This window comes from Neorhizobium huautlense, assembly GCF_002968575.1.
GTDB classification, from domain to species: domain Bacteria; phylum Pseudomonadota; class Alphaproteobacteria; order Rhizobiales; family Rhizobiaceae; genus Neorhizobium; species Neorhizobium huautlense.
This window is the reverse complement of the sequence record NZ_PVBM01000018.1, coordinates 42427-68310: the sequence shown is the minus strand read 5'-3', so window position 1 is coordinate 68310 and position 25884 is coordinate 42427. Positions and strand designations below refer to the sequence as shown.

Here is a 25884-nt window from a genome sequence, read left to right as displayed (position 1 = left end):
GTCGGCGGAAAGGTTATGGCATGCTTACATCCAGCTACAGCAACCTTCTCCCCGTCTATTGGAGATAAGGCCGTGTTCTGCGGCAACTTCCTCGACGTCGTGGTCGAGCAGGGTCCATTCCCTCCCCCGGCTTGCAGGGAGAGGGTTGGGATGAAGCGCTTCTTTCGAAGAGGGCGCCTTCAGCTCACTTGGCCGGCTTGTACCAGCTGTCGAGACCCTTCTGGGTTTCGGCGGCGGCCTGTTCCGGCGTCTGGGTGCCGTTGATCACGTTCGCCGAAACACGCCACATCTCCAGATCGAGGTTCGGCTGCCCACGGCCGACGATCGCAGCGCTTGGACGGATGGTCGTCTTGCAGTTCTGGCGCCAGGATACGAATTCCTGAGCCAGACCATCGGTCATCTTGACCGGCTTGGAGTTCAGGCTGAAGAAGCCCGGCAGCGAGTTTGCATAGAGTTCGGCGAACTCTGGCGAGGCCACCCAAGCCAGGAATTTCTTCGCGGCCTCCTGGTTCTTGCCCTTGGCGTTCAGGCCGAGCCCAATGTCGTTATGGTCGGAGATGTAGCAGGTATCGCCGGCCTTCTTCACCGGTGGCGGGAAAGCGCCCATCTCGAAGTCAGCCTGCGCCTTGAACGGCGCGATTTCCCAGGAGCCAGCCGGATAGATCGCAGCACGACCGAGCGTGAAGAGGTTCTGGCTGTCCGGGTAGGTTTGCGCTTCAAAACCGTCGCCCAGATAAGACTTCCACTTCGCCAGCGCCTTGTAAGGCTCGACCCATTGCGCATCGGTGAGCTTTTCCTTGCCCGATATCAGCGCCTTGCGGCCTTCCTCGCCCTTCCAGTAATTGGGGCCGATGTTGTAATAGCCCATCGTCGCTGCTTCCCACTGGTCCTTGGTGCCCATGGCGAGCGGGATGTAGTTGCCGTCCTTCTTGAACTTTTCGAGCATGGCGAAGAACTCGTCCTCCGTCTTGGGGACCTGAACGCCGGCCTCCTCGAATGCCTTCTTGTTGTAGATGAAGCCGTGGATGACGGAAGCCATCGGCACGCAGAAGGTCGTTTTGCCGTCGTCCGTCGTCCAGGCAGACTTCGCCACGTCGGAGAAGTTTTCCATGCCCGGCAGATCGCTCAGCGGAGCAAGCTGGCCCTTCTGGAACATGGCGAGCGAGAGGTCGAACGGGCGGCAGGTGATGAGGTCGCCGGCGGTACCGGCTTCCAGCTTGGCGTTGACCGCGGAATTGTATTCCGTCGGCGCCATCGGTGCGAAGCTCACCTTGATACCGGGGTTCTTCGCCTGGAAAGCCGGAATGATCTTTTCGTGCCAGATCGCCAAGTCGTCGTTCCGCCAGCTTTCGATCGTCAGCTGCGCATCCGCCGCGTGAACCAGGCCAGCAGGCGCGAGCACGGTCGTGGCAAAAAGCATGCCTTTCAATATACGGGTCATGATGTTCTCCCTCTTTTTTTGCGCCTTCAGGCGCGCTTCATGGAACTCTTATTTGCCTGCAGTTCGCTCAGCGCGACACGCAGCACCTCGCCTGAGCGGGCGAGCAGCGCCTTCGCGACTTCGGTGCCGGGAGCGCCGGCGGCCAGCAGGACCGCGACCTTCACCGAACCCTGGGCAGACCCCATCAAAATGCCCGCCTCGTCCATATCGATGCCGGCGATCTCCGCCACCATACGCGCGGCGCGGGCGCGCAGCTTGTCATTATCGGGGCGCAGGTTGACCATATGACCGTCATGAACATGGCCGAGCTTCACCGCAGCGAGCGTCGAGAGCATGTTGAAGGCCATTTTCTGGGCGGTGCCAGCACCCATGCGCGTCGAGCCGGCCACCACTTCCGGCGGCGTCTCCAGCAGGATCGCGACATCGGCTCTTTTGAAAAGCTCAGCGCCCGCGTTGTTGGCCATGGCGACAATCCTGGTTCCGCGCCTGTGGGCAATGTCGGCAACCGCGCACGCATAAGGGGTCGAACCGCTTGCCGAAACAGCAATGACGCAATCGCCCGAACCTATGACCGCAGCGTCCTTTTCCGCAAGCGCAACGTCGTCTTCCGGCGCGCCTTCCATATCGGTGAGACTCGATATGCCGCCGGCGAGCAGAAGCACGATCTGCTCGCGCGGGATACCATAGGTGCCCGGCAGCTCAAGCGCGTCGGCCATGGCCATCAAGCCGGAACTGCCGGCGCCCGCATAAACAAGCTTGCCTCCGGACCTCAAGGTCGACGCAACAATATCCGCAGCCTGAGCAATGGCGGGAATGGCATCATCGACGGCCTTCGCCGCCTGCTGCTGGCCGGCCGCCAGAAGGCGCAGGATCTCAGCAGGCTCACGCGTATCGAGCCCTTCTGCCTTCCCATGCCTGGCTTCGGTGGCGTTACTGCTCATCCGGTTTCTCCCTCTGCCAAAATGATGCCAAAAAAATACCAATTGTCCAGAAGGAAAATTAACTTTTATGAAGAAAGAGGCTCACCCTTTGAATGAACTTGTAAAAAACGGCTTTATTTCAATGATATGTGGCGGTGGCTCCGAAAAATTCCGAAATGGCCTTGGTTAATGGTATTTTTTTGGTATCATCAGTTACGGAGGTATCCATGGGCGACTATTTTATCGGAATCGACGGTGGAGGAACGAGCTGCCGTGCGGCATTGGCCAACGGTGCAGGCGAGATCATCGGGCGCGGGAAAAGCGGCGCCTCCAACATTTTGACCGATCCCGATACCGCGCTCAATCACATCACGGAAGCCGCGCGGTTCGCGTTCGAGAATGCGGGACTTGTCCCCGATCTCGCTTCCGTTGCCGCCACCCTCGGCCTTGCCGGCAACAATGTCGGCGACGCGGTTAGCTACGTCCAGGGCCGCCTGCCCTTCAAGAAGGCGGATATCGTTTCCGACGGCGTCATCGCCTTGCAAGGCGCGATTGGAGACGATGACGGCGCGATCGGCATAGTCGGTACAGGCACGGTTTACATCACCCGGCATGAAGGAGTGCTTCGCTCCGTCGCAGGCTGGGGATTTCAGGTCAGCGATCTCGGCAGCGGTGCACGTCTGGGCCAGCTCGCACTGCAGGAGAGCCTGCTCGCCTACGATCGGATTCACCCGATGACAGAGTTCTCGAAGGCGATCCTCGCGGAGTTCGGCGACAATCCGGAAAATATCGTCGACTTCGCGCGCCTTGCCAAACCTGGCGACTTCGGCCGCCATACGCCAAAAGTGTTCGAATTCGCGGGGCGGGGCGACGAAGCGGCAATACGCATACTGGAGACGGGGGCCTCGGACATAGACCAGGCGCTCGATGCAGTGAATGCCATCACCAAAGGAAGGGGCCGGCTCTGCCTGCTGGGCGGGCTGGCGCCGCTTTATCCGCAGTATCTTGCGGAACGGCACCGGTCGCGACTATCCGAACCGCTTGCGGACGCCCTTACGGGCGCTGTCGCACTTGCCGTCAAGACCCATGGCCACGCGGCGGAGGTGCGCGTATGAACGAGACGCTTGCCACGATCCTTCCGCTCGACGGCCTGCAGTCAGCCGGGACGGGGCCGCTCTACATGAAGCTGCGGCAAAGCCTGGAAGATGCGATCCGTACCGGCAGGCTTGGCCATGGAGACGCACTGCCGGCGGAACGCGATCTTGCCGACTACGCCAATGTCAGTCGCGTCACCGTCCGCAAGGCCGTGGACGACCTCGTCAAGGACGGATTGCTTACCCGCAAGCATGGCTCGGGCACGTTCGTGGCCAAACCGTTGTCACGCGTCGAACAACCGCTAACCCGACTGACATCGTTCACGGAGGATATGGCCCGACGCGGCCTGGTGACGAGGTCGGAATGGCTGGAGCGCGGGCTTTTCCACCCCTCTCCGGAAGAAATGATGATGCTGGGGCTGGCCCCAGGAACCAAGGTCGCCCGTCTCGGCCGTCTTCGCATTGCGGACGACATGCCGCTTGCCATTGAGCGGGCCAGTATTTCCGTCGAGTTCCTCCCGGACCCTTCGGTCGTCACCAACTCTCTTTATGCGGAGCTGGAAAAGAAGAACGCCCGCCCCGTGCGCGCCATCCAGCGAATATCAGCCTGCAATATGAAAGACCCGGATGCGGGGCTTTTGGCGGTGCCGATCGGAGCGGCCGGCCTGTCCATCGAGCGCGTATCCTATCTGGCGTCCGGCCGTGTCGTCGAGCTGACGCGGTCCCTATATCGGGGCGATGCCTATGATTTCGTGGCCGAGCTTTCGCTCGGCGAAAAATAACGTTCGAGGACAAGATGATGCAGACACACATGCGGCAGGAGATTGATGAGATACCGGAGGCCGTCCAGCGCCTGCTCGACGGGTCGAAATCCGAGCTTGCCGCCGCAGGTCGTGCACTTCGCGAGAAAGACCCGGCTTTCCTGATTACGATCGCCCGCGGCTCTTCCGATCATGCCGCAACCTTCATCAAATATGCCGTCGAACTCACCAGCGGCAGACCCGTCGCTTCGCTCGGCCCCTCGCTTGCATCCATCTATGGCGCAAGACTCGAACTCGGCGCCGGAGCCGCGATCGCCATTTCCCAATCGGGCAAGAGCCCGGATATCGTGGCGATGGCGGAGGCGGCAACCAAGTCCGGTGCGGTAACGATTGCGCTCACCAACACGCTGCCTTCGCCGATCGCTGACGCCTCTGCCCACGCCGTGAACATCAATGCGGGGCCGGAGCTTGCGGTCGCCGCGACGAAGTCCTTCGTCAACTCCATCGTCGCGGGTCTGGTTTTGCTTTCGGAATGGGTGGGCGACGAGAGCCTGAAGGCGGCGATCGGCAATCTGCCGTCACATTTCGAAACCGCAGTCAAACTCGATTGGAGCGAGCTCGCACAGGAACTCGGCGAAGCGGACTCCCTCTACATGCTTGGGCGGGGCCCGGCGCTTGCAATAGCGAGCGAAGCGGCGCTGAAGTTCAAGGAGACATCCAATATGCATGCGGAAGCCTATTCCGCGGCGGAGGTCTTGCATGGTCCGGTTGCGTTGGTCGAAAAGCGGTTTCCCGTCGTAACCTTTGCTGCACGGGATGCCGCTGAAGCCTCTGTGGCCGAGATCGCCGACAGCTTGGCGAATAAGGGCGCGCTTGCTTTTGCCACTTCGGACAAGGTGAAGAAAGCCAGGCAGTTGCCGTTTGTCGCGACCGGCCATCCCCTGACCGATGCGCTCGCCCTGATCCTGCCTTTCTATGGTTTCGTCGAGGCATGGTCGCGCGCCAAGGGCTTCAATCCGGATGCGCCGGTTGCACTCAAGAAAGTGACAGAGACATTATGACGACACGCAAGGCCATCACCGGTGCCCGCATTTTCGACGGCACCATCTGGCATGACGGTGCCGCGCTCATCATCGCAGACAGCAAGATCGAGTCCGTGGAGCGGGCAACGCACCTGCCATCGGACGCGGAAATGATTGATGCCGAGGGCGCGCTGATCGTGCCGGGCTTCATCGATCTTCAGGTTAATGGCGGCGGCGGGGTGTTGCTGAACGAGGAGCCGACAGCGGAAGGCCTGAGACAGATCTGCGCAGCGCATGCGAAATTCGGCACCACCGCGCTGTTGCCGACGCTGATCACCGATACGCCGGAAATCACGGCCAAAACGGTGGCGGCCGGCAAGCAAGCAAAAGAGCAGGGGTTACCCGGTTTCCTCGGACTGCATCTGGAGGGGCCACATCTATCGGTCGCGCGCAAGGGAGCTCATGACCAGACCCTGATCCGGCCGATGGAAGAGAAGGATATGGAACTCATCCTGACCTGCCGGGGGGAGTTCGAGGCGATGATGATCACAATCGCGCCGGAAAACGTGACGGTCGATCAAGCGCGGCGTCTGGCCCAAGCCGGTTTCACCGTCAGCCTCGGCCATACCGAAACAAGCTACGAAACAGCGAGAACCTATGCAGCGGCAGGGGCGCGGACGGTGACGCATCTCTTCAACGCGATGAGCCCGCTTGGCCACCGCGAACCGGGTCTCGTCGGAGCCGCGCTGGACACCGGCTCGCTCTATGCAGGACTGATTGCCGACGGCATTCACGTGCACCCTGCTTCGATGCAGGTCGCCCTCCACGCCAAGACAGGGCCTGGCAAGATCTTCATCGTGACGGATGCCATGTCCACCATCGGAACCGATTTGAAGAGCTTCACCCTGAACGGCCGGGAGATTCTGCGTCGGGACGGCCGCCTGACGCTCGCCGATGGGACGCTCGCCGGCGCCGATATCGACATGATATCTTCCGTGCGTTTCGTACACCGGACCCTTGGACTGCCGCTCGAGGAGGCACTCAGGATTGCCTCGGCCTATCCTGCGGAAGCGGTCCGTATTTCGGATCGAAAAGGATTGCTGAAGGCAGGGTACGACGCGGACTTCGTAATTCTCACACGTGACCTCGGCATGAAGAGCACCTGGATTGGCGGCAACAAGGTCTATCAAAACCACTAGCCGGCTATCGGAATGGCGACCTGCACTTTTAGGCCCCTCCCTTCGCGGCCTTGCGCGAGGGACAATGCCGCGCCGTGGAGGCGGGCGATCTCTTCCACGATCGGCAGCCCGAGGCCTGTGCCGGATTTTTCCGTCATCCCTCCGCGTTCGAAGCGCTTCAGCACCTGCGTCTGCTTGTCCGGGGGAATACCGGGGCCATTGTCCTCCACCTCAAGTACGGCCATGTCGCCCTTCTGGTTGACCCGGACCGTTACCTCTGCACCGGCGCCCGCATAGAGCAGCGCGTTGCCGATCAGGTTTTTCAGGAGTTCGCCGATCAGCAGGGGTTCGGCGAAGACCGTGGAATCCCCCTCGCCCTCAAAACCGAGATCGATGTCAGCTTCCGCGGCGAAGGGCACATGCTCGGCCGTGACCCCTTGCGCCAAGGCCGTCAGGTCGATCTTCTGCATCGACGTCGACCGCTTCGTCGCGTCGATCCTCGCCATCAGCAGGAGCTGTGCCAGGATGCGTTCCGCATCGGCAACGGCTTCGTCGGCCTTGCGGGTGGCTTCCCTTGCCACTCCAATATCCGTGGCACGGCCAGCAAGCGCCAGCTGCGTGCGGATGATGGCGAGCGGCGTACGCAGCTGATGGCTCGCATTGCCGGTGAAATGCCTGAGCGCCTCCAGCGCTCCCTCGAGCCGCACCATGAAGGAATTCACGGTATCGACAAGCCCCTGCACCTCATTGGGTACCCGCTCGCTGATCGGATGCAGATCGTCGGGACTGCGTTCGGCGATTGCCTCGCTGAAACGGTAGAGCGGACGCAGCGACAGCGTCACCGCCACCCAGACGATCACGGCAGCACCGGCGATCATGAAGAGCAGTCGCAAAGCCGATCGGATGAGGATCGTCCGCGTCAGATGCTGGCGGGCGATGGTTGTTTCGGCGACGGTAACGATGAAGGGTACCGAATTGATGCCGGTTGAGGCCGACCGGGCGAGCGCCGCGACACGGATCGGCTCGCCGCGGAAGGTGGCATTCTCGAATGCGGCGGCCTGTCCCTCGCGACGCGGTATCGACGGGAGGTTCTGATAGCCGGTAATGAACGTTCCCGGCGGCCCGTCGACGCGGTAGAAAACCCGGTCCTGCGCGGCTGAAGTCAGCATTTCGAGCGCGACATAGGGAATGTCGACTTCAAGCGATCCGTCCTCGGCAACGATCACCCGTTCCGCGATGGCGAGCGCCGAACCGGCAAGAACCCGATCGGAAACCTCATTGGCCGTATCGACCGCCTCGTCCCAGGTATCGATCATGGCGGCCGTGCCGATGACGGCAGTGGCAAGCAGGAGCCAGGCGAGCAGCCGGCGCCGAAGCGAATAGGCAGCGGAGGGCGTCATGAGCCAGGCGCCAGGGTTTCAAGATAGTACCCGATGCCTCGGGCGGTCTTGACCGTCAGCCCGTAAGGCGCCAGGCGGCGGCGCAAGCGGCTTACATATTGCTCAATCGCATTGGCCGACAGATCGTCGTCAAAGCCGCTCAAAGAACCGATGATGGCATCCTTGGAGACGACTTTGCCCGCCCGCAGGAACAGGAGCTCCAGGAGTGCGACCTCCCGAGCCGGGATATCGAGCGGTACGCCCTGGCTGGAAAAGGTTCGGGACGTGAGGTCGAGAGTAATGCCGCCGTAATTGACAATCGAGCTCCTCAAGCCCGCTTGCCGGCGCAAGAGCACCCGGATGCGGGCTTCGAATTCGGAAATATCGAAGGGCTTGATCATGTAGTCGTCGGCACCAAGGTCGAGACCTCTTACCCGCTCCTCCGGCGTACCGCGCGCGGTCAGGATCATCACGGCAGCCTTGTTCGCTCGTGCGCGCATGGCGCGAAGAACGTCCAACCCATCCATTTCCGGAAGGTTCAGGTCGAGGATCACCAGATCATAAGTCTCCGCCGCCGCAACAGCCTCGGCGGACGCACCATCGGCCACCGCGTCGACCGCATAACCGCTGCTTCGCAGGATGGCCGACAGCCCCTCGGCCAGTGCCTGATTGTCCTCGACCAGAAGAATGCGCACGAACTCCCCCCACTTCAGGACGCGATTATAAACGCGCGGAAGCGGGGATGTCACGGAGGCGCTTGAAGGGTGGTTACTGCGACCGGCCGATATAATCCATCTTGCCGATGGGAACGCCCTTGTGGCGTAGAATCGCGTAAGCGGTCGTTACATGGAAGTAGAAATTTGGAATGGCGAAGCCCAAAACATAACTTCTTGCGGTGAAGGTCGTGGAGCCCGTGCGGGTCTTCAGTACCACATCGGCCTCATCGCGGCCTTCCATGCTGGCCGGGTCGACGCTCTTCAGAAAAGTCACCGTTTTTTCAATGCGCGCATGCAGATCGGCGAAGGTCACTTCGTCATCGGCCATCGGTACGTTTTCCAGCTGGGCCACGCGCACGGGCACGAACTTGGCCGTGTCGCTTGCCCGCTGGACCTGGGCGGGAAGCGAATACATGTCTTCGATCAGCCGAGCCTCCAGCAATTCCTTGTGCGCCATGCCTTTTTCATCTGCAAATCTCTCCGCTTTCATGAGGATTTCACTGAGATTGCCGAAAGCGCGAATGAAGACAGGTACCGAAATATCATAGAGCGAAAGCGACATGGATCTGACCTTGCTGACGAGTGGCGCCCGAAGGCGAAAAGACCGAACGAACGTAAGGACGCCGGATTATAAAACAAGCAGATGCAGGCTGCATTCGCGTGACCGTGACGGGAATGCCACGCGCCTGCCGCCGCCTTGTCCCCACGCCATCGGTGAGGCATTGTTGACGGATGAAAGGTCCGCTCGTCTCCTTGCTCTGTCTTGCTCTTTCCTCCGGTCTTGCAGCCGCAGGCACGACTACGTTTCCGGCTCTTTCCGGCCGCGAGGACGCGCCGGTTCTGCATGTTTATTCCTCGCTCGATGAACCGCTCGCAAAACCTATGATCGCCGGCTTCCAGCAGGCCAACCCGGACGTGACGGTTCGTTACGAGGATATGCTGACGGGCGAGATCTACGACCGGATCGTGCGGGAGACCGATTTAGGCAAGAAGACCGCGGACTTCGCCTTTTCCTCCGCCATGGATCTGCAGGTGAAGCTCGCCAACGACGGTTATGCCCAACGCAGCGACCTGCCCATGAGCGGCCAGTGGCCGGCATGGGCCAACTGGCGCAACACCGCCTATGCATTGACCTTTGAGCCTGCCGTATTCGTCTACCACAAACCCAGCTTTAAGGATTTTCCTCCTCCTTCGACACGGGCGGAATTCGTGGACTTCCTGCAAAAGCAGGGAGATGCGATCTACGGGCGGATCGGCACCTATGACATCGAGCGGTCCGGCGTGGGTTTCCTGTTCATGGCCCGCGACCAGGAACAATTCGGCGACATCTGGTCGGTGATCCAGGCGATGGGCGCCGCGGGCGTCAAGCTATATTCGACCAGCGAGGCCATTCTGGAACGCGTGGCTGACGGGCGTTTCGCGCTCGGCTATAACATTCTCGGCTCCTATGCGGCCGACTGGGCCTCCCGATATCCCGATGTCGGAATTGTGCTGCCGAAGGACTACACGGTCGTCATGTCGCGCATCGGCCTGGTGCCGCAGGCTGCCAACATGCCGGATCTGGGCAAAAGATACCTGCAATTCTTTATGTCCAAGGAAGGCCAGACGATCATGGCGCGTGAACTGCAGATCCCGGCCGTCAGTCCGGAAGTTGCCGGCAACAATACCGCCACGACGATGCGGGAGATGCTCGGCGGTCAATTGAAGCCGGTGCCGGTCAGCCTCGGACTGATGGTTTATCTCGATCAGGTAAAACGGGCGCGGTTGATAGCCCGATGGAACGAGGTCCTCAGGCTGCAATAACCACAAAAATTCCGACCGAATGCCCGTTAACCTCTTGCCAAAAGTCAAGATGGCGAAATCTGTCAGGTAGATGTCAGCTTGATATGTTGGCTTATGTCTAATCGGCCCCGTGGAGGCGGGACCCGATCAACGACGGGAGGAGTTCAGGTTGGCGGTTTCCGCACACCCTTTCCATCCCTTCGTTTCGCCTGAGAAACAATTCGCGTCAGATCAGGACGCCAACGGAGGATTTACCCTTGAAACACTTCTTTCTCGCTTCCATTCTTGCTGGAGCACTTGCACTGCCAGCCTATGCCGCGGATTACACCATCATGGCGCCGGCAGCGCCGGGCGGCGGCTGGGACCAGACCGCCCGCTCGCTGCAGACCGCCATGCAGCAGGAGAAGATCTCCGGCAATGTGCAGGTCATGAACGTGCCGGGCGCTGGCGGCACCATCGGCATTGCCCAATTCGCCAGCCAGCAGAAGGGCAAGCCTAATGCGCTGATGGTCGGCGGTTATGTCATGGTCGGCGCTATCCTCACCAACAAATCGCCCGTCACCCTGAAGGACGTCACCCCGATCGCCCGCCTGACCGGCGAATATGAGGCGATCGTCGTGCCGGCTTCGTCGGACATCAAGACGATCGGCGATCTCGTTGCCAAGCTGAAGGCAGATCCAGGCGCCGTGTCCTGGGGCGGCGGTTCGGCCGGCGGAACCGACCATATCCTTGTCGGCCTGCTTGCCAAGTCTGCAGGCGTCGATCCCACCAAGATCAACTACATTGCATTCTCCGGCGGCGGCGAAGCGCTCGCGGCTATTCTGGGGAGCCAGGTGACCGCGGGCGTCTCGTCCTACGGCGAATTCGAATCGCAGGTGAAGGCCGGCACGCTTCGCCTGCTGGCTGTGTCCTCCGAAAAGAAGATCGAAGGCGTCGACGCTCCGACGCTCAAGGAATCCGGCTTCGACGTGGTGCTGCAGAACTGGCGCATGATCGCAGCCGCTCCCGGCCTTTCGGCAGAGCAGAAGAAAGCTGTTGAGGCGGATGTCGAAAAGGTCGTGAAGTCGAAGACCTGGCAGGAAACGCTGAAGACTAAGGGCTGGGCCGATACCTATCTGTCCGGTGAGGCATTCGACGCGCAGCTCGCCAAGGACATTTCCGCGACCGAAGCCGTCCTGAAGGACATCGGACTGGTCAAATGAGCCTGGACAACAAAACAAGCACCGAACAGCGCCGCCCTGACAGGGCGGCGCTTGCTATCGCCGCCGTTCTTGCCGCAATTGCCGCAGTCATCTTCTTAGACGTTTCTCGCCTCAAAGAGATGGCCGGCTATTCGCAGGTTGGTCCGGCCACGGTTCCGAACTGGATCGCCTTCGCCCTGATCGGCTTGGCCATCTGGACCGTCGTCGAGGCTTTCCGGGGAGATTTCCCCGAGCGGGAAAAGCAGGAATTCGGCCCTGTTATATGGATTGTGGCAGGCCTTGCCGCGCAAATGCTGCTTCTGACGACCGCCGGCTTTTCCATTGCAACCGGCATCCTGTTCGCGCTTACGGCGGCAGGTTTCGGAAAGCGCAAGCTCTGGATCACGATTCCCGTTGGCATCCTCCTCTGTCTCGTCATCTGGCTGATCTTTGCCGGACTGCTGCAGCTCTCGCTTCCGGCAGGCCCGCTGGAACACCTCTTCCTGTGATCGGCGCCGGAGAAAACGACCATGACGACATTTGAATTTCTTCTGCAGGGGCTTCTCGCTGCCGCACAGCCGCTCAACCTCCTTTACGCGCTGATCGGCGTTACCCTCGGCACGGCCGTCGGGGTGCTGCCAGGTATCGGCCCTGCGCTCACGGTGGCACTCCTGCTGCCGGTCACCTATCGACTCGACCCCACGGGATCACTCATCATGTTCGCCGGCATCTACTACGGCGGCATGTATGGCGGATCGACGACGTCGATCCTCCTCAATACCCCTGGCGAAAGCGCCTCCATCGTCACCGCCCTCGAGGGCAACAAGATGGCGCGCGCCGGACGCGGCGGGCCGGCGCTGGCAACCGCGGCGATCGGCTCCTTCGTCGCCGGCCTCATCGCCACCCTGCTGCTGGCCTTCATCGCCCCCTACATCGTCAAGCTGGCGCTGGTCTTTGGTCCTCGCGAATATTTTGCGCTGATGGTGCTTGCCTTCGTCACCGTCTCGTCGGCCTTTGGCGACTCGACGCTGCGTGGCCTGACCTCGCTGTTTATCGGCCTCGCTTTCTCCGTCGTGGGGATCGACCAGTTGACCGGTCAGAACCGGCTATCCTTCGGAATTCCGGATCTGTTGGACGGTATCGAGGTCACGACCATGGCCGTCGCCATGTTCGCGATCGGCGAAACGCTCTTCATCGCCGCCCAGGGCGACAAGGGACCGGACAAGGTCGAAGCAGTGCGCGGATCCATCTGGATGAGTGCGCAGGATTGGGCACGCTCCTGGAAAGCCTGGCTGCGCGGGACACTGATCGGTTTCCCGATCGGTGCCATGCCTGCCGGCGGCGCCGAGATCGGCACCTTCCTCTCCTATGCGACCGAAAAGCGCTTGACCAAGCATCCCGAAGAATTCGGCAACGGCGCGATCGAAGGCGTGGCGGGTCCCGAAGCCGCCAACAATGCCTCGGCAGCGGGGACGTTGGTGCCTCTCCTGACACTCGGCCTGCCGACGACGGCAACCGCCGCAATCATGCTCGCCGGTTTCCAACAATATGGCCTGCAGCCCGGCCCGCTGCTCTTTGCGACCAACCCGCAGCTCGTCTGGGGCCTGATCGCGTCGCTGCTCATCGCCAACCTGATGCTGCTGGTGCTGAACCTGCCGCTGGTCGGCCTCTGGGTAAAACTGCTGACCATTCCAAAACCATGGCTTTACGCGGGTATCCTGCTGTTTGCGACTCTCGGCACGATCGGCGCCAATCCGTCCGTATTCGAGCTCGGCATGCTGCTGACCTTCGGCCTGCTCGGCTATGCCATGCGGATCTTCGGTTATCCGATTGCGCCGGTAGTCGTCGGCTTGATCCTCGGTCCGCTTGCCGAACAGCAGCTCCGTCGGTCCCTCGCCATCAGCCAGGGCGACGTCACGACGCTCGTGCAGTCGCCGATCGCAGCCGGGCTGCTCCTTCTCGCAGCCCTGGCGTTGATCATTCCGCTGATCCTCAGGGCACGCGGCCGCGGCGAAGTGCTCTCGCAGATGGCAGCCAGCGAGGACTGATCACAACGCTGCCACCTACTTCAAGCCCGGCTTCGGCCGGGTTTTTTTATGGATTTAATGACCGAAGACGGACCAACCGGTCCTGGTTGCCAGCATTTCCAGCGCCAGCGACCCTAGAAGCGAATTTCCGTTGTGGTTCAGGCCTGGCGACCATACCGCAACCGAGGCGCGGCCTGGAGCAACGGCCAGGATGCCGCCGCCGACACCGCTCTTGCCGGGCAAGCCTACGCGGTAGGCGAAATCGCCCGAGCCATCGTAGTGGCCGCAAGTCAGCATCAGCGCGTTGATGCGGCGTGCCCGCTGCTTGGAGACAACCGTATGTCCGGTCAGCGGATTGCGGCCTGATGCCGCGAGAAAAAGGCCCGACTTGGCCAACTGCATGCATGTCATAGCCAATGCGCAGTGATGAAAGTAGACGCCGAGTACATGCTCTACCGGATGATCCAGCTTGCCAAAGGAGCGCATGAAATTCGCCAGCGCGAAGTTGCGATAGCCGGTCGCCTGTTCCGACTTCGCCACATCCGGATCGATGGCGATTGATTCATCGTCGGCGAGATAACGCACAAAGCGGACGATCTCGCCGATTGCCTCCCGCGGCGTATGCCCGGCCAGCACCAGGTCACTCACGGCTATTGCACCGGCATTGATGAAAGGATTTCGCGGCTTTCCTTCCTCATGCTCCAGCTGAATGATGGAATTGAAAGCGGAACCTGAAGGTTCGCGGCCCACACGGTTCCAAGTCGTTTCGCCGTGCTTGCCGAGAGCCAGGGTCAATGTGAAGACCTTGGAAATACTCTGAATCGAAAAGGGAAGATCGGCATCGCCAACCTTGACCACCTCGCCGTCAACCGTGACGATCGCCATGCCGAATTTCTTGGGATCCACGTGCGCGAGCTGGGGGATATAATCGGCGACCTTGCCTTCGCCCAGCCGCGGCGTCAGTTTTTCATGGATCTCATCAACGATCGCCTGCAGGTCTGCCATCTCTCACCCGAAATATTTTGCGCAGACGATCCTTACTATTCGAAGGCCGCGCCGGAAAGATGGTTGCTGGCGGAGGCCTTTACCGCCCCTATCTCCGACCATAACGATGCGATCGTGTCCGGATCGACATCCCCCATGATATCGCGAAGCCAGCCTTCATGGGCTGCCGCCATGGCGACAAAGAGTTCGGTCCCGGCGGGGGTCAGCTTGGCGACGGTGACGCGTCGGTCCCCATCCGGCGTGACACGCTGCACCAGGCCGTCCGCCTCAAGCCGCTCGACGAGGCCCGTGACATTGCCATTGGTGACCATGGTGCGCTTGGAAAGCTCACCGAGGCGTAGGCCATCCTTCTCGCGGTAAAGCTGGGCCATGAGGTCGAACTGTGGCAGCGTCGCGCCAAACTCGGCACGAAGCCGGCGGCGGATTTCGTTGGTGATCAATTTCGTCGTGGAGAGCATACGCAACCAAAGCCGCGTTTCCGGCTTGCTGCGCCCATGCGGTCCATGAGCGATCAGTTCCAGATCGGCACTCGTTGCTTCACCACTCATCGTTCACACCCCGAGATATCGGTCTTGCAGCTCCATCGTCAGATCGGCGGGCTTGCCGCTCCAGGCGCTTCGTCCGTTTTCCAGGATGACGCCACGGTCCGCAACCGGCAAAAGCTCGGAAAGCGTCTTATCCACCACCAGGATCGACAGGCCTTCGGCCTTCAGCCGGCGTATGGCCTTCCAGATATCCTGGCGAATGACCGGGGCAAGTCCTTCGGTCGCCTCATCAAGGATCAGCAGCCGCGGATTGGTCATCAATGCGCGCCCGATCGCCAGCATCTGCTGCTCTCCCCCGGAAAGCGAACGCGCCATCTGGGTCTGCCGCTCCCTCAGTCGCGGAAACAATTCGTTGACGCGGTCGAGGGTCCACTGGCCCGGCCGCGCGGCGGCCACCAGGTTTTCATATACAGTGAGATTGGGGAAGCAGCGCCGTCCTTCCGGCACCAGGCCAATGCCGAGCCTGGCGACATGATGCGGACGCCTGCCCTTGAGATCCGCGCCGCCAAGCCTGACCACTCCCGCACGCGGAGGGTTGAGGTTGCAGATGGCGCGGATGGTCGTTGTCTTGCCCATGCCATTGCGGCCCATCAGCGCCACGACCTCGCCTTCCGCCACGGCAAGATCGACTCCGAACAGTGCCTGGCTCGCGCCATAGAACGCTTCGATCTTCGATACCTCGAGCAACATCAGGCGTGATCTCCGAGATAAGCGGTACGCACGGCCGGATCGCTGCGGATTTCTTCTACGGTGCCTGTGGCGATGATGCGGCCGTAGACAAGAACCGAAATGCGATCGGCGAGCGCGAAAACAGCGTCCATGTCATGCTCGACCAGCAGAATCGGGGCTTCATGGCGCAGGGTATCAAGGAACCGCGTGAGCGACTTCGAGCCCTCCGGCCCCATGCCCGCCATGGGCTCGTCGAGCAGAAACGCCTTGGACTGCAGCGCCAGCGCCATTGCGATTTCGAGCTGTCGGCGTTCGCCATGCGAAAGTTCGGCAGCGGGGACGCGGGCTCGCGCGGCAAGCCCGACACGCTCCAGGATGGTCATGGCCGCGTCGATCAAGCCCTTGTCCCGCATGACCGGTTTGAAGAAACGGAAGCTCGATCCCTGCTTGGCCTGGACCGCCAGCATCACATTGCGAAGCGCGGAAAAATCCGGTGCCAGCGACGAGACCTGGAATGTCCGCCCGAGCCCCAACCGCGCGCGTTGGGCGACACCGAGACCACCAATGTCCTGGCCGGCAAAACGGATCATGCCGCTGTCCTGCCTGAGCGTGCCGCATATCTGGTGGATAAGGGTCGATTTTCCAGCGCCGTTCGGGCCGATCAACGCATGGATTTCTCCTGGACGCAGATCCAGCGTCACGCCGTCGGTCGCGCGCAACGCTCCAAAATTCTTCACCAGACCGGAGATTTCGAGAACCGCATCAGCCATGGCGCGCCCTCCCCGCCAGGAGGCCGAGCAATCCGCCACGCGCAAAGAGCACCACGAGAAGCAGGATGAGACCGAGGAAGAATTGCCAGCGCTCGGTAATCCCGCCGAGTGCATATTCGAAGGCAACGTAGAGCGCTGCACCCGCCAACGGCCCGAACAGGCGACCGGTGCCGCCGAGGATGATCAGCACGATCAATTCACCGGACATATGCCAGGAAAGCATGGACGGACTGACGAAACGATTGAGATCGGCAAACAGCGCTCCGGCCAATCCGGTCATCATCGCCGAGACGATGAAGCCCGTCAGCCGAATGCGATAGGGCTGGATCCCGACCGTCGCTACCCGCACCTCGTTCTGCCGCGCCGCCTGCAGCGCCGAACCGAAACGCGAAGCACGGATCACCGCGAAAAGGCCGATACCTGTAAGCAGGATCACGTAGCAGATCAGGAAGAAGCTCATCGGCCGCATCGTCATCACGCCGGGGAACTGGTTGCGGACGAGAATGGAGAGCCCGTCCTCGCCGCCATAGGCCGGCCAGGAAACCGCGAAATAATAGACCATCTGCGCAAAGGCGAGCGTGATCATGATGAAATAGACGCCTGAAGTCCTCAAGCTGATGGCGCCGATCGCCAGCCCGACCAATCCCGCAAGGACGACCGCCACCGGCCAGATCACCCACATCTGGTTTGTGCCCGAGAAGCCGAAGACGAGCGGCTCACCGGAAAAACCATGCGACGCCAGAATGCCGGCCACGTAACCCCCAAGCCCGAAGAAGGCCGCGTGGCCAAATGAGACGAGACCGCCGAGGCCCAGTGCCAGATTGAGACCGGTGGCAGCGAGCGCCAGAATGGCCACACGGGTCGCAAGCGTGACGTAAAATGGCTGGCCGAGCCAGTTTGCCGCGACGGGTACGGCAAGCAGGAGCATGGCCAGAATGAGGTTGATAAGGTTCTCGCGGGTCACGATCCTGGCCTCACGCATGCGCAGCCGGGAAAAGGCCGCGCGGCTTCACCGCCAGGATGAGCGCCATGACGATATAGATGAGCATGGAGGCCGCCGCGCCGCCGATCATGCCAGCCTGAGCCGGCGGCACGAAGAGCGCCAGGATTTTCGGCAGAAGGAAACGACCCATCGTATCGGTGACGCCCACCAGAAGAGCACCGAGAAGCGCCCCCTTGATCGAGCCGATGCCACCGATAACGATGACCACGAAGGCGAGGATCAGTACGGGCTCGCCCATACCGACCTGCACCGACTGCAGGGCACCGACCAGCGCCCCCGCAAGGCCGGCCAGCGCGGCACCAAGTGCAAAAACCACCGTATAGAGAGTGCGGATATCGACGCCGAGCGCGCCGATCATCTCGCGATCGCTCTCGCCAGCGCGGATGCGCATGCCGAGCCGGGTCCTGGATATCAGCATATATAGCCCGAATGCTACGGCCGCGCCGGCGGCGATGATCGCCAGACGATAAACCGGATATTCCGTGCCGCCGGGCAGCGGCACCGCCCCCTGAAGCAGCGGCGGGATATCGAGATAGAGGGGGAAAGAGCCGAAAAGCCAGCGCATGCCTTCCGAAAACATCAGGATCAGCGCGAAAGTGGCGAGCACCTGATCGAGGTGGTCGCGATCGTAAAGCCTGCGAATGATCAGAAGTTCCACCAACGCGCCGGCCGCCGCCGCGCAAGCGAGGCTTGCGACAAGCCCGATCCAGAACGAGCCGGTCCAGGCAGCCACGGTGGCGCATGCGAACGCACCCACCATGTAAAGCGAACCGTGAGCGAGGTTGATCAGGCCCATGACGCCGAAGATCAGCGTCAGCCCGGCAGCCATGAGAAACAACATGACGCCGAGCTGCAGGCCGTTCAACAATTGCTCAAGAGCAAGTGCGAGGGTCACCGGATAGCCTTAGATCTTGCAGTCTTTGGCATAGGCGTCCTTGTGATCGGTAAAGATCTTTTCCACCGTCTTGTTGGTCAAGACACCATTCTGCTTCACCACTTCCGTCAGGTAGATGTCCTGGATCGGATGCTGGTTGGTATTGAACTTGAATTTTCCGCGCGGAGACTTGATGTCGGCCTTGCGAAGTTCGGCACCGAAGGCATCGGCGTCCTTGACGGTTGCCTTTGCGGCCGCCGAGAGGATGAGCTGAGCCGCATCATAAGCCTGGACAGCGTAAATGGACGGCAGCCGGCCGTATTCCTTCTGGAAATCCGCGAGGAATTTCTTGCTCGCCTCGTTGTCGAAATCCGGTGCCCATTGACCGGAAGCCTTCGCACCGAGCGCAGCATCGCCGATCGCCGGCAGGACGTCCTGGCTGAAGGAGAAACCCGGGCCCATGACCGGGATTTTTACGCCCGACTGAGCGAACTGCTTCATGAAGGCGATGCCCATGCCACCCGGCAGGAAGACGAAGATGCCGTCAGCGCCGGAGGCACGCATCTGGGCAATCTCAGCCGCGTAATCGGTCTGGCCGACCTGCGTGTACACTTCCGAGGCCAGCTCGCCCTTGTAATAGCGCTTGAAGCCGGTCAGCGAATCCTTGCCGGCCGGATAATTCGGGGCGAGGATGAACATCTTCTTGTAGCTCTTGTTGGCGTATTCGCCCATGGCCTCATGAAGATTGTCGTTCTGATAGGCGGCATTGAAATAGAGCTTGTTGCAGTTGGCGCCGGCAAGCGCCGCCGGAGCGGCATTGGTCGAGACGTAGAACTTGCCTTGCGCGACCGCGCTCGGCGCCACCGCCATCAAAAGGTTCGACCAGACGATGCCGGTCAGGATATCGACCTGGTCGCTCTGGATCATCTTGTCAGCGATCTGCACGGCGAGTTCCGGCTTCTGCGCGTCGTCCTCGGTGACGACCGTGACGTCCTTGTTGCCGGAATTCTTGATCGCCAGCATGAAGCCGTCACGGGTATCGATGCCGAGGCCGGCGCCGCCACCGGAAAGCGTGGTGATCATGCCGATCTTCAGCGGCTCTGCGAAAGCGAGGCCGGAGGTGCTGACGCTCAGCGCCAAGGTGGCAGCCGCAAGCAGTTTCTTCATGTGACGAACTCCCGTTGTTGTTGTGTCGTTCCCAGTTTTATTACGTCGGCGGAAAGCGACCCGCCAAGCCTTTTCAATACCTTCCACATTTGCGCGGAAACTTCCACTCTACATTCGTTGCTCGAAGCAACCGGTGTGAGCGGTGCTTACACCGCCGGTCTCTGCTTCAGGCGAAAGCGCTGGATTTTGCCGGATTCAGTCTTCGGCAGCGCGTCGGTGAAGACGATAGACCGTGGATATTTGTAAGGAGCGATGATGTTCTTCACGTGCTCCTGAAGGAGCCTGACCATGGCCTCGCAAACCTCGGAACCGGGGACGAGGACGACATGCGCCTCGACAATCATTCCCCGCGCCTCGTCCGGCACGCCGATGACGGCACATTCCAGCACCGACTCGTGTTTCAGAAGCGCCGCCTCGACTTCGGGGCCTGCAATGTTGTAGCCGGCGGAAATGATCATATCGTCGGAACGGGCAGCGAAATGGAAATAGCCTTCTTCGTCTTCGATGAATGAATCGCCCGTGATATTCCATCCGTCTCTGACATAGTCTCGCTGGCGTTCATCCGCCAGAGAACGGCAGCCGATCGGGCCCTTGACGGCAAGCCGGCCAATCGTACCCCGCGGCACCTCGTTCATATGCTCGTCGACGACGATCGCCTCGTAACCCGTCAGAGGCTTGCCGGTGCAGGCGGGCTTGGCATCACCCAGATGGTTGGAAATGAAGATGTGCAGCATCTCCGTCGCGCCGATCCCGTCGAGGATCGGTTTGCCGGTCTTCTTCACCCATTCCTCGAAGACGGGTGCCGGCAAAGTTTCACCCGCGGATACCGCGATGCGAAGCGAGGAGAGATCGGCACCGTTGTCCATCGCCGCCAACATGGCGCGATAGGCGGTAGGCGCGGTAAAGCTGATGGTCGCCTTGTAGGTCTCGATGATTTCGATCATCTTCGGCGGCGTGGCCTGCTCCAGAAGCGTCGCGGCAGCGCCGAAACGCAAGGGGAAAATGGCGAGCCCTCCAAGGCCGAAGGTAAAGGCAAGCGGCGGCGAGCCCACGAACACGTCGTCCGGTGTCACGGCCAGCACTTCCTTCGCATAGGCATCGGCGATGATCAGGATATCGCGATGAAAGTGCATCGTCGCCTTCGGGACACCGGTCGATCCGGATGTGAAGCCAAGCAGGGCCACGTCATCGCGCCCCGTCTTCACCGCTTCATAACGTACCGGCTTGTCGAGCGCAGCGCGATCGAGCTCTGCGTCGTGGTTGGCCGTGCCATCAAAGCCGATCACCTGTTTGAGGAATCTGCTTTCCTTGGCGCAGGCGACCAGCTCATCCATCAGCCGGGTGTCGCAGAGCGCTATGGAGACTTCGGCCTTGTCGACGATCTTGGCGAGTTCGCCGGCACGCAGCATCGGCATGGTGTTGACGACAACGGCTCCCGCCTTTGTCGCCGCCAGCCAGCAGGCGACCATGGCGGGATTGTTGGCTGAGCGGATCAGCACCCGATTGCCCGGTTTCAGGCCGTAGTCTTCCGTGAGCGCCAGAGCGATCCGGTTCGTCCAGTCGGAGAGTTCCTTGTAGGTGCGGCGGCGGCCGTTGCCGATCAGGGCCGTGTGATCCCCGAAACCTTTCTCCACCATGCGATCGGTCAGCTCTACCGCCGCATTCAACCATTCCGGATACTCGAAGGCCCCGAGCTTGATATCCGGCCACTGATCGAACGGCGGAAGATTGTCACGGGCAAACGTATCCCGATGGCCTGACGGTCCCAGCATTTTTTCAGTTCCCAGATATTCTTGTCGATGCGGCTTTTTGCCTTTTGTCCAGAAAAGCACCGCTTTCCGCTCATGGCAAGAGAGAAATTTTAAGTTTATAATAATTTTTGCCATCGCCCCGTTCAGGGCTTCCAACCGACCGGCCGCGGTGCCAGTATCACGCCGCTTCAACAGCGACTGCGGAGAAATGATGATGCGCCACCGGATCAGCGATTGGGACAATGCCTATGCCAACGGCATCAACATTCCCCAAGGTGACCGCTGGCCGACCGCGTGGGTCGAGCCGGCGCGGCTCTATCGCGAAGCTCTTTCTGCTTTGGGACGCACGAGGCTTGGCCTTCCCTATGGGGAACGTCCGCGCAACAGGTTCGATCTCTTCCTGCCGCAGAACAAGCCCGCCGGCCTCGTTGTCTTTGTCCATGGCGGTTTCTGGATCGGGCTCGATAACAGCTATTGGTCGCATTTCGCTCGGGGCGCCGTCGAACGGGGCTACGCCGTCGTCATGCCGATGTACACGCTCGCCCCGGAAAACCGGATCGCAGACATCACGCTTGAGATCGGCAGGGCGATCGAGGCCGCGGCCAAAGAGGTGGATGGGCCGATCCGGCTGATTGGTCATTCCGCCGGTGGACATCTGGTGACGCGAATGATCTCCTCGACCTCGCCGCTGCCGGAAGCGGTATGCAGCCGTATCGTCAACGTCGTCTCGCTATCGGGCGTCCACGATCTGCGACCCCTCATGCAGGCGAAGATGAACGAGAAGCAGCGGATAGACCGGGAAGAAGCCTACCGGGAAAGTCCGGCGCTTCTCGAGCCGATGTCGGGGGCGCGGGTGACCTGCTGGGTGGGAGCGGGCGAACGATCCGAATTCATCCGCCAGAACGCGCTGCTTGCCAACATCTGGAAAGGGCTCGGCGCCGAGACTGCGGTCGTCGAAGAACCAGACAAACATCATTTCAACGTCCTGGACGGGCTAGAAGACCCCAACCATCCCCTGGTGGACGCGCTGTTTTCTTAAAGGGATGCAGCAGCGCGAGCTGCCTGATCATAGTGGCCGGAAAGCGCCCGCAGCCGCGCCGCCACCTCCGAAAGGGATTCGGCGGAGACTTCCGTCGCAAGGACCGAGCGCACCAAAAGGCTCTCGCGCATAGCCTTATACCGGGCGCAGGCATCGGCACCGGCTTCGGTCACCATGACCAGCTTTTCCTTGCCGCGCCTTCCCGATTTTATGAGTTTCATGCGCTCGAGCTTCTTCAGCGCATAGGTCACCACGTGCGTGTCCTCGATGTTCAGAACGAGGGCGATATCGGCGAGCGTCTTCGGCTTGTTGCGGCTGTTGATATTGTGCAGCACCAGGATGTCGACCGGGGAGAGGTCCGGCACGCCGGCGGCAGCCATGCAGCGGATCATCCAGCGATTGAAGGCGTGGTTCAGCATGATCATGCCGAATTCGATTTCGGAGAGAGCGGGCAAAGCGCCGGTCGCCAAATGCCCGGAGGAAACGATCGGGCCGAAACTATCCTTTTCCGATGACATGGTTTCTCTTCCCGGGAATGAGGGCGCCGGCGGCAGAATGCCGACGGCGCCTCTCAAATCACATCTTCTTGTAGGCGTCCAGAATAGCAGCGCCATCGGCTCCGGCTTTCTTCAACCAGTCTTCCGCCAGCTTTGCGCCAACCTCGCCGAGCCCTTTCTTCAGGTCGGCGCTGGGTTCGACGACCTGCATGCCATTCTTCTTGAGCGTCTCCATATAGGCCGCGGTCTTCTCAGCCCCGAGTCCCCAGCCCCGGGTTTCCGCGGCAGCCGCTGCATCGGTCACGGCCTTCTGGACGGCAGGGTCCAAAGCCGCGAAGGCCGCCTTGTTGACGAAGACGACGTTCTTCGGGATCCAGGCCTGAGTGTCGTAATAGTGGGTCAGCGATTCCCAGATCTTGGAATCGACGCCGGTGGCGCTCGACGTCATCAAGCCGTTGACTACGCCGGTCGCGAGAGCCTGGGGCAGTTCGGCCGCCTGGACCGTGACCGGCTGAGCGCCGACGATCTCGGCGATACGGGATGTGCCGACATTATAGGCACGCCATTTCAAGCCCTTGAGATCCGCTACGCTGTTGACGTCCTTCTTGGTGAAGATGCCTTGCGGCGGCCACGGCGTTGTGTAGAGCAGCTTCAATCCCTGTGCATCCAGCGCCTTTTCGATTGCCGGCCTGGAAGCCGCCCAAAGCTTCTTCGATTGGTCGAAGCTGGTTGCCAGGAAGGGCACTACGTCGATGCCGAACACCGCATTCTCGTTCTCATGCAGCGAGATCAACACCTCCCCTGCCTGCGCCTGGCCGGTCTGGACGGCGCGCTTGATGTCCGGTGCCTTGAAGAGCGAGGCGTTCGGGTGAATGGTGATATTCAACGCGCCTTTGCTCGCGGCATCCACATCGGATGCAAACTGGCTGAGGTTCTGGACGTGGTAGTTTGCCGGCGGATAAGCGGACGGCAGAACCCATGCGGTCTGTGCGAGTGCCGAGCCTGCGGCGGCAATCAGCGCCGCACCCGCAAGACCCGAAAAAATGAGGTTCGAAAGCAAGCGTTTCATGTCAATTCCCTTCCTTTTTCTATGAAGCTAATCTTTTTAGCCAAAGCTAACCCGGGAAAGCCATTTTCGGCAGGACCATCACGATATCCGGGAAAACCGTGATGATGGCGACGGTCGCCACGAGCAGGAAGAAGAAGGGCAGCGAAGCTTTCGCCACCGTCAAACTGTCTCGGCCGCTCATCGTCTGCAGCACGAAGAGGTTGAAGCCGACAGGCGGGGAAACTTCGGCCATTTCGACGATCAGCACAAGGAAGATGCCGAACCACACGAGGTCGAACCCCGCCTGTTGAATCATCGGCAGAACGACGACGGTGGTCAGAACGATCATCGACAGACCATCGAGAGCCGCGCCGAGCAGGATATACATGATGGTCAGAACCGCAATCAGCGCATAGGGGCTCAGATTGAAGCTGTCGACCCAGTTCGCGAGCGCGTTCGGGATGCCGGTATAACCCATGGCAATCGACATGAAACCGGCGCCTGTCAGGATCAACATGATCATGCAGGTGAGCCGGGTGGCACCCATGACGCTTTCCCAGAAGGATTTTCTCGTCAGGGAACCGGACCATGCGGCGATTGCGAGCGACCCGAGCACACCCCAGGCCGCGCACTCGGTCGCAGTCGCCCAGCCGAGAAGCAGGGTCGCGAAGACGAGCACGATCAGGAGCGTCACCGGAATGAGATTCGCCGATTCCCTGAGCTTCTCTTTAAAACTCATTTTCGGAGGCGCGGGCGGGGTCTTGTCCGGATTGAGGAGCGACCAGACGATGATGTAACCGGAATAGAGCGCCATGACGATCAGGGCTGGCAGGAAACCCGCAAGGAAGATCTGGATGATCGAGACGTTTGCCGCGACCGCATAGACCACCATGGTGATCGATGGCGGTATGAGGATGCCGAGCGTGCCGGCGCCTGCAAGCGAGCCGAGGCTTACCATCTCGTCGTAGCCACGCTTCTTGAGTTCCGGCAGGGCGATCTTGGCGATCATCGCCGTCGTTGCGGCCGAGGAGCCGGAGATCGAGCCAAAAAGGCCGCAGCCAAGGATATTCACGTGCATCAGGCGGCCCGGGAGCCATCCGAGCCAGGGCGACAAGCCGCGGAACATCTCTTCCGACAGCCGGGTCCGGAACAGGATCTCTCCCATCCAGACGAAGAGCGGCAGGGCTGCAAGCGACCAGGAGGCGCCGCCGCTCCAGGAATTTGTGGCAAGGACCGCGCCAATCGGGATGCCCGGCACGAACAGCATGGCGATGAAGCCGCAGATCAATAACGAGACCCCGATCCACACTCCGCCGGCGAGCAGTGCCAACAGCACAAGAAGAACCACCCCGGCTATTTCAACGAGTTCGATTGTCCCCATCAGCTCAGGCCCCGCTCTGCATGGCGCGTTCTATGACTTCCTCGGCAGTGACCGGCTCCGGTTTCTCGTAGCGCGGCGATCCGCCGAACAGGACGTGCAGGAGCTCGTCGACGAATGCGATCGCCAGGATGATCAACCCGCCGCAGAAACCAAGCTGCGGGATCCACAGCGGCACGGCGATCACACCCTGCGACAGATCGTTGAACTGGAAGGAGGTACGCGTCATATCGAAGGCAAACCATGCAAAATAGGCCGCGGCAACCGTGCCGATCGCCAATGCCGTCGCCTCCAACGCCCGTCTGGCCGGACCGCTGATCCGCTCGATCAACAGGCCGACGCGGATCATCTCGCCGGAACGAAACGTGTGAGCGAGCCCCAGGAAGGCGCTTGCAGCCATGCACCAGGAAGCGAAGTCGTCGCCGGAAGGTACATCGATGTCGAGCGGCCGGCCGGCGGAGAGCGCAAGCATAAGGAGGAAGATGGCGACGAGGAACAGGCCCGCCAACCAGCCGGAAATCAGATAGAGACCATCAAGAATTTTGCGCAGCCAATCCGGCAGCACGCTATGGCGCAGTTCAGCGGAGGACATAGGTCATCCTCCCGCAAACAGGGTAAGAGATCATGATCGGCTCCC

General features: G+C 61.0%; 26 protein-coding genes. 9 read left to right on the top strand and 17 right to left on the bottom strand.

The window, feature by feature from the left end; translation table 11 throughout:
• Positions 1 to 184: 184 nt before the first annotated feature.
• Together C5L12_RS18860 and C5L12_RS18855 are read right to left on the bottom strand one after the other, a co-directional pair.
• Positions 185 to 1441, bottom strand: coding sequence for an ABC transporter substrate-binding protein (locus C5L12_RS18860; RefSeq protein WP_105373596.1), 1257 nt, complete (start codon positions 1439 to 1441; stop codon positions 185 to 187).
• A gap of 26 nt (positions 1442 to 1467) precedes the next feature.
• Positions 1468 to 2382 carry an N-acetylmuramic acid 6-phosphate etherase gene (locus C5L12_RS18855; RefSeq protein ID WP_105373595.1) on the bottom strand — a complete coding sequence of 305 codons (915 nt, stop codon included), beginning with the start codon at positions 2380 to 2382 and terminating at the stop codon, positions 1468 to 1470.
• Between the two features lie 206 nt (positions 2383 to 2588).
• On the opposite strand from C5L12_RS18855, the gene C5L12_RS18850 reads away from it, so the two are divergent.
• The 4 genes from C5L12_RS18850 to nagA are packed head-to-tail and all read left to right on the top strand — an operon-like array spanning position 2589 to position 6437.
• Positions 2589 to 3476: a glucosamine kinase nucleotide-binding domain-containing protein gene (locus C5L12_RS18850; protein ID WP_105373594.1), complete on the top strand. Its 888-nt coding sequence runs from the start codon at positions 2589 to 2591 to the stop codon at positions 3474 to 3476.
• On the top strand, positions 3473 to 4237 hold the full coding sequence (locus C5L12_RS18845; protein WP_105373593.1) for a GntR family transcriptional regulator: 765 nt from the start codon (positions 3473 to 3475) through the stop codon (positions 4235 to 4237). The genes C5L12_RS18850 and C5L12_RS18845 overlap by 4 nt, the downstream gene beginning before the upstream one ends.
• Positions 4238 to 4254: 17 nt before the next feature.
• Positions 4255 to 5277, top strand: a complete 1023-nt coding sequence (locus C5L12_RS18840) for an SIS domain-containing protein (RefSeq protein WP_105373648.1) — start codon at positions 4255 to 4257, stop codon at positions 5275 to 5277.
• Positions 5274 to 6437 carry an N-acetylglucosamine-6-phosphate deacetylase gene (nagA, locus tag C5L12_RS18835; RefSeq protein WP_105373592.1) on the top strand — a complete coding sequence of 388 codons (1164 nt, stop codon included), beginning with the start codon at positions 5274 to 5276 and terminating at the stop codon, positions 6435 to 6437. The genes C5L12_RS18840 and nagA overlap by 4 nt, the downstream gene beginning before the upstream one ends.
• On the opposite strand, the gene C5L12_RS18830 is transcribed toward nagA, so the two are convergent.
• The 3 genes from C5L12_RS18830 to C5L12_RS18820 all read right to left on the bottom strand — a co-directional run bounded on the left by C5L12_RS18830 (position 6434) and on the right by C5L12_RS18820 (position 9073).
• Positions 6434 to 7816: a sensor histidine kinase gene (locus tag C5L12_RS18830; RefSeq protein ID WP_105373591.1), complete on the bottom strand. Its 1383-nt coding sequence runs from the start codon at positions 7814 to 7816 to the stop codon at positions 6434 to 6436. The genes nagA and C5L12_RS18830 overlap by 4 nt on opposite strands.
• Positions 7813 to 8490 carry a response regulator gene (locus tag C5L12_RS18825; RefSeq protein ID WP_105373590.1) on the bottom strand — a complete coding sequence of 226 codons (678 nt, stop codon included), beginning with the start codon at positions 8488 to 8490 and terminating at the stop codon, positions 7813 to 7815. The genes C5L12_RS18830 and C5L12_RS18825 overlap by 4 nt, the downstream gene beginning before the upstream one ends.
• Before the next feature lie 73 nt (positions 8491 to 8563).
• Complete coding sequence (locus tag C5L12_RS18820) at positions 8564 to 9073, bottom strand: DUF1993 domain-containing protein (RefSeq protein WP_105373589.1); 510 nt, start codon at positions 9071 to 9073, stop codon at positions 8564 to 8566.
• Between the two features lie 170 nt (positions 9074 to 9243).
• Between C5L12_RS18820 and C5L12_RS18815 the strand changes: the two genes are divergently transcribed.
• The 4 genes from C5L12_RS18815 (at position 9244) to C5L12_RS18800 (ending at position 13522) form a co-directional block, all read left to right on the top strand.
• Complete coding sequence (locus C5L12_RS18815) at positions 9244 to 10314, top strand: ABC transporter substrate-binding protein (RefSeq protein ID WP_105373588.1); 1071 nt, start codon at positions 9244 to 9246, stop codon at positions 10312 to 10314.
• A gap of 236 nt (positions 10315 to 10550) precedes the next feature.
• Positions 10551 to 11495 carry a Bug family tripartite tricarboxylate transporter substrate binding protein gene (locus tag C5L12_RS18810; RefSeq protein WP_105373587.1) on the top strand — a complete coding sequence of 315 codons (945 nt, stop codon included), beginning with the start codon at positions 10551 to 10553 and terminating at the stop codon, positions 11493 to 11495.
• On the top strand, positions 11492 to 11983 hold the full coding sequence (locus C5L12_RS18805) for a tripartite tricarboxylate transporter TctB family protein (protein WP_105373586.1): 492 nt from the start codon (positions 11492 to 11494) through the stop codon (positions 11981 to 11983). The genes C5L12_RS18810 and C5L12_RS18805 overlap by 4 nt, the downstream gene beginning before the upstream one ends.
• A gap of 21 nt (positions 11984 to 12004) precedes the next feature.
• On the top strand, positions 12005 to 13522 hold the full coding sequence (locus tag C5L12_RS18800; RefSeq protein ID WP_105373585.1) for a tripartite tricarboxylate transporter permease: 1518 nt from the start codon (positions 12005 to 12007) through the stop codon (positions 13520 to 13522).
• A 54-nt stretch (positions 13523 to 13576) separates the two neighbouring features.
• Here C5L12_RS18800 and C5L12_RS18795 read toward each other — a convergent pair whose 3' ends face one another.
• The 8 genes from C5L12_RS18795 to C5L12_RS18760 all read right to left on the bottom strand — a co-directional run bounded on the left by C5L12_RS18795 (position 13577) and on the right by C5L12_RS18760 (position 21306).
• Positions 13577 to 14506 (bottom strand): glutaminase, encoded by a 930-nt coding sequence (locus C5L12_RS18795; RefSeq protein WP_105373584.1) that lies wholly within the window; start codon positions 14504 to 14506, stop codon positions 13577 to 13579.
• A 35-nt stretch (positions 14507 to 14541) separates the two neighbouring features.
• Positions 14542 to 15054 (bottom strand): MarR family winged helix-turn-helix transcriptional regulator, encoded by a 513-nt coding sequence (locus C5L12_RS18790; RefSeq protein WP_105373583.1) that lies wholly within the window; start codon positions 15052 to 15054, stop codon positions 14542 to 14544.
• 3 nt (positions 15055 to 15057) lie between these two features.
• The gene (locus tag C5L12_RS18785; RefSeq protein WP_105373582.1) at positions 15058 to 15741 is read right to left on the bottom strand and encodes an ABC transporter ATP-binding protein; all 684 of its coding nucleotides are present in this window, start codon (positions 15739 to 15741) and stop codon (positions 15058 to 15060) included.
• Positions 15741 to 16490, bottom strand: a complete 750-nt coding sequence (locus C5L12_RS18780) for an ABC transporter ATP-binding protein (RefSeq protein ID WP_105373581.1) — start codon at positions 16488 to 16490, stop codon at positions 15741 to 15743. The genes C5L12_RS18785 and C5L12_RS18780 overlap by 1 nt, the downstream gene beginning before the upstream one ends.
• Positions 16483 to 17472, bottom strand: coding sequence for a branched-chain amino acid ABC transporter permease (locus C5L12_RS18775; protein ID WP_105373580.1), 990 nt, complete (start codon positions 17470 to 17472; stop codon positions 16483 to 16485). The genes C5L12_RS18780 and C5L12_RS18775 overlap by 8 nt, the downstream gene beginning before the upstream one ends.
• Positions 17465 to 18388, bottom strand: coding sequence for a branched-chain amino acid ABC transporter permease (locus C5L12_RS18770; RefSeq protein WP_105373579.1), 924 nt, complete (start codon positions 18386 to 18388; stop codon positions 17465 to 17467). Before C5L12_RS18770 ends, C5L12_RS18775 begins: the two co-directional genes overlap by 8 nt.
• A gap of 9 nt (positions 18389 to 18397) precedes the next feature.
• A complete protein-coding gene (locus C5L12_RS18765; protein WP_105373578.1) occupies positions 18398 to 19534 on the bottom strand; it encodes an ABC transporter substrate-binding protein in 1137 nt (378 codons plus the stop codon).
• 146 nt (positions 19535 to 19680) lie between these two features.
• Positions 19681 to 21306 carry an AMP-binding protein gene (locus C5L12_RS18760; protein WP_105373647.1) on the bottom strand — a complete coding sequence of 542 codons (1626 nt, stop codon included), beginning with the start codon at positions 21304 to 21306 and terminating at the stop codon, positions 19681 to 19683.
• Between the two features lie 190 nt (positions 21307 to 21496).
• On the opposite strand from C5L12_RS18760, the gene C5L12_RS18755 reads away from it, so the two are divergent.
• Complete coding sequence (locus C5L12_RS18755; protein WP_170109114.1) at positions 21497 to 22324, top strand: alpha/beta hydrolase; 828 nt, start codon at positions 21497 to 21499, stop codon at positions 22322 to 22324.
• Here C5L12_RS18755 and C5L12_RS18750 read toward each other — a convergent pair.
• The 4 genes from C5L12_RS18750 to C5L12_RS18735 are packed head-to-tail and all read right to left on the bottom strand — an operon-like array spanning position 22321 to position 25839.
• Positions 22321 to 22842: a winged helix DNA-binding protein gene (locus C5L12_RS18750; protein ID WP_105373577.1), complete on the bottom strand. Its 522-nt coding sequence runs from the start codon at positions 22840 to 22842 to the stop codon at positions 22321 to 22323. The two genes, C5L12_RS18755 and C5L12_RS18750, sit on opposite strands and share 4 nt — an antisense overlap.
• Before the next feature lie 58 nt (positions 22843 to 22900).
• On the bottom strand, positions 22901 to 23890 hold the full coding sequence (locus tag C5L12_RS18745; protein ID WP_170109113.1) for a TRAP transporter substrate-binding protein: 990 nt from the start codon (positions 23888 to 23890) through the stop codon (positions 22901 to 22903).
• 46 nt (positions 23891 to 23936) lie between these two features.
• Positions 23937 to 25250, bottom strand: coding sequence for a TRAP transporter large permease (locus C5L12_RS18740; RefSeq protein ID WP_105373576.1), 1314 nt, complete (start codon positions 25248 to 25250; stop codon positions 23937 to 23939).
• A 4-nt stretch (positions 25251 to 25254) separates the two neighbouring features.
• Positions 25255 to 25839 (bottom strand): TRAP transporter small permease, encoded by a 585-nt coding sequence (locus tag C5L12_RS18735; protein WP_105373575.1) that lies wholly within the window; start codon positions 25837 to 25839, stop codon positions 25255 to 25257.
• Between the last annotated feature and the right edge of the window lie 45 nt (positions 25840 to 25884).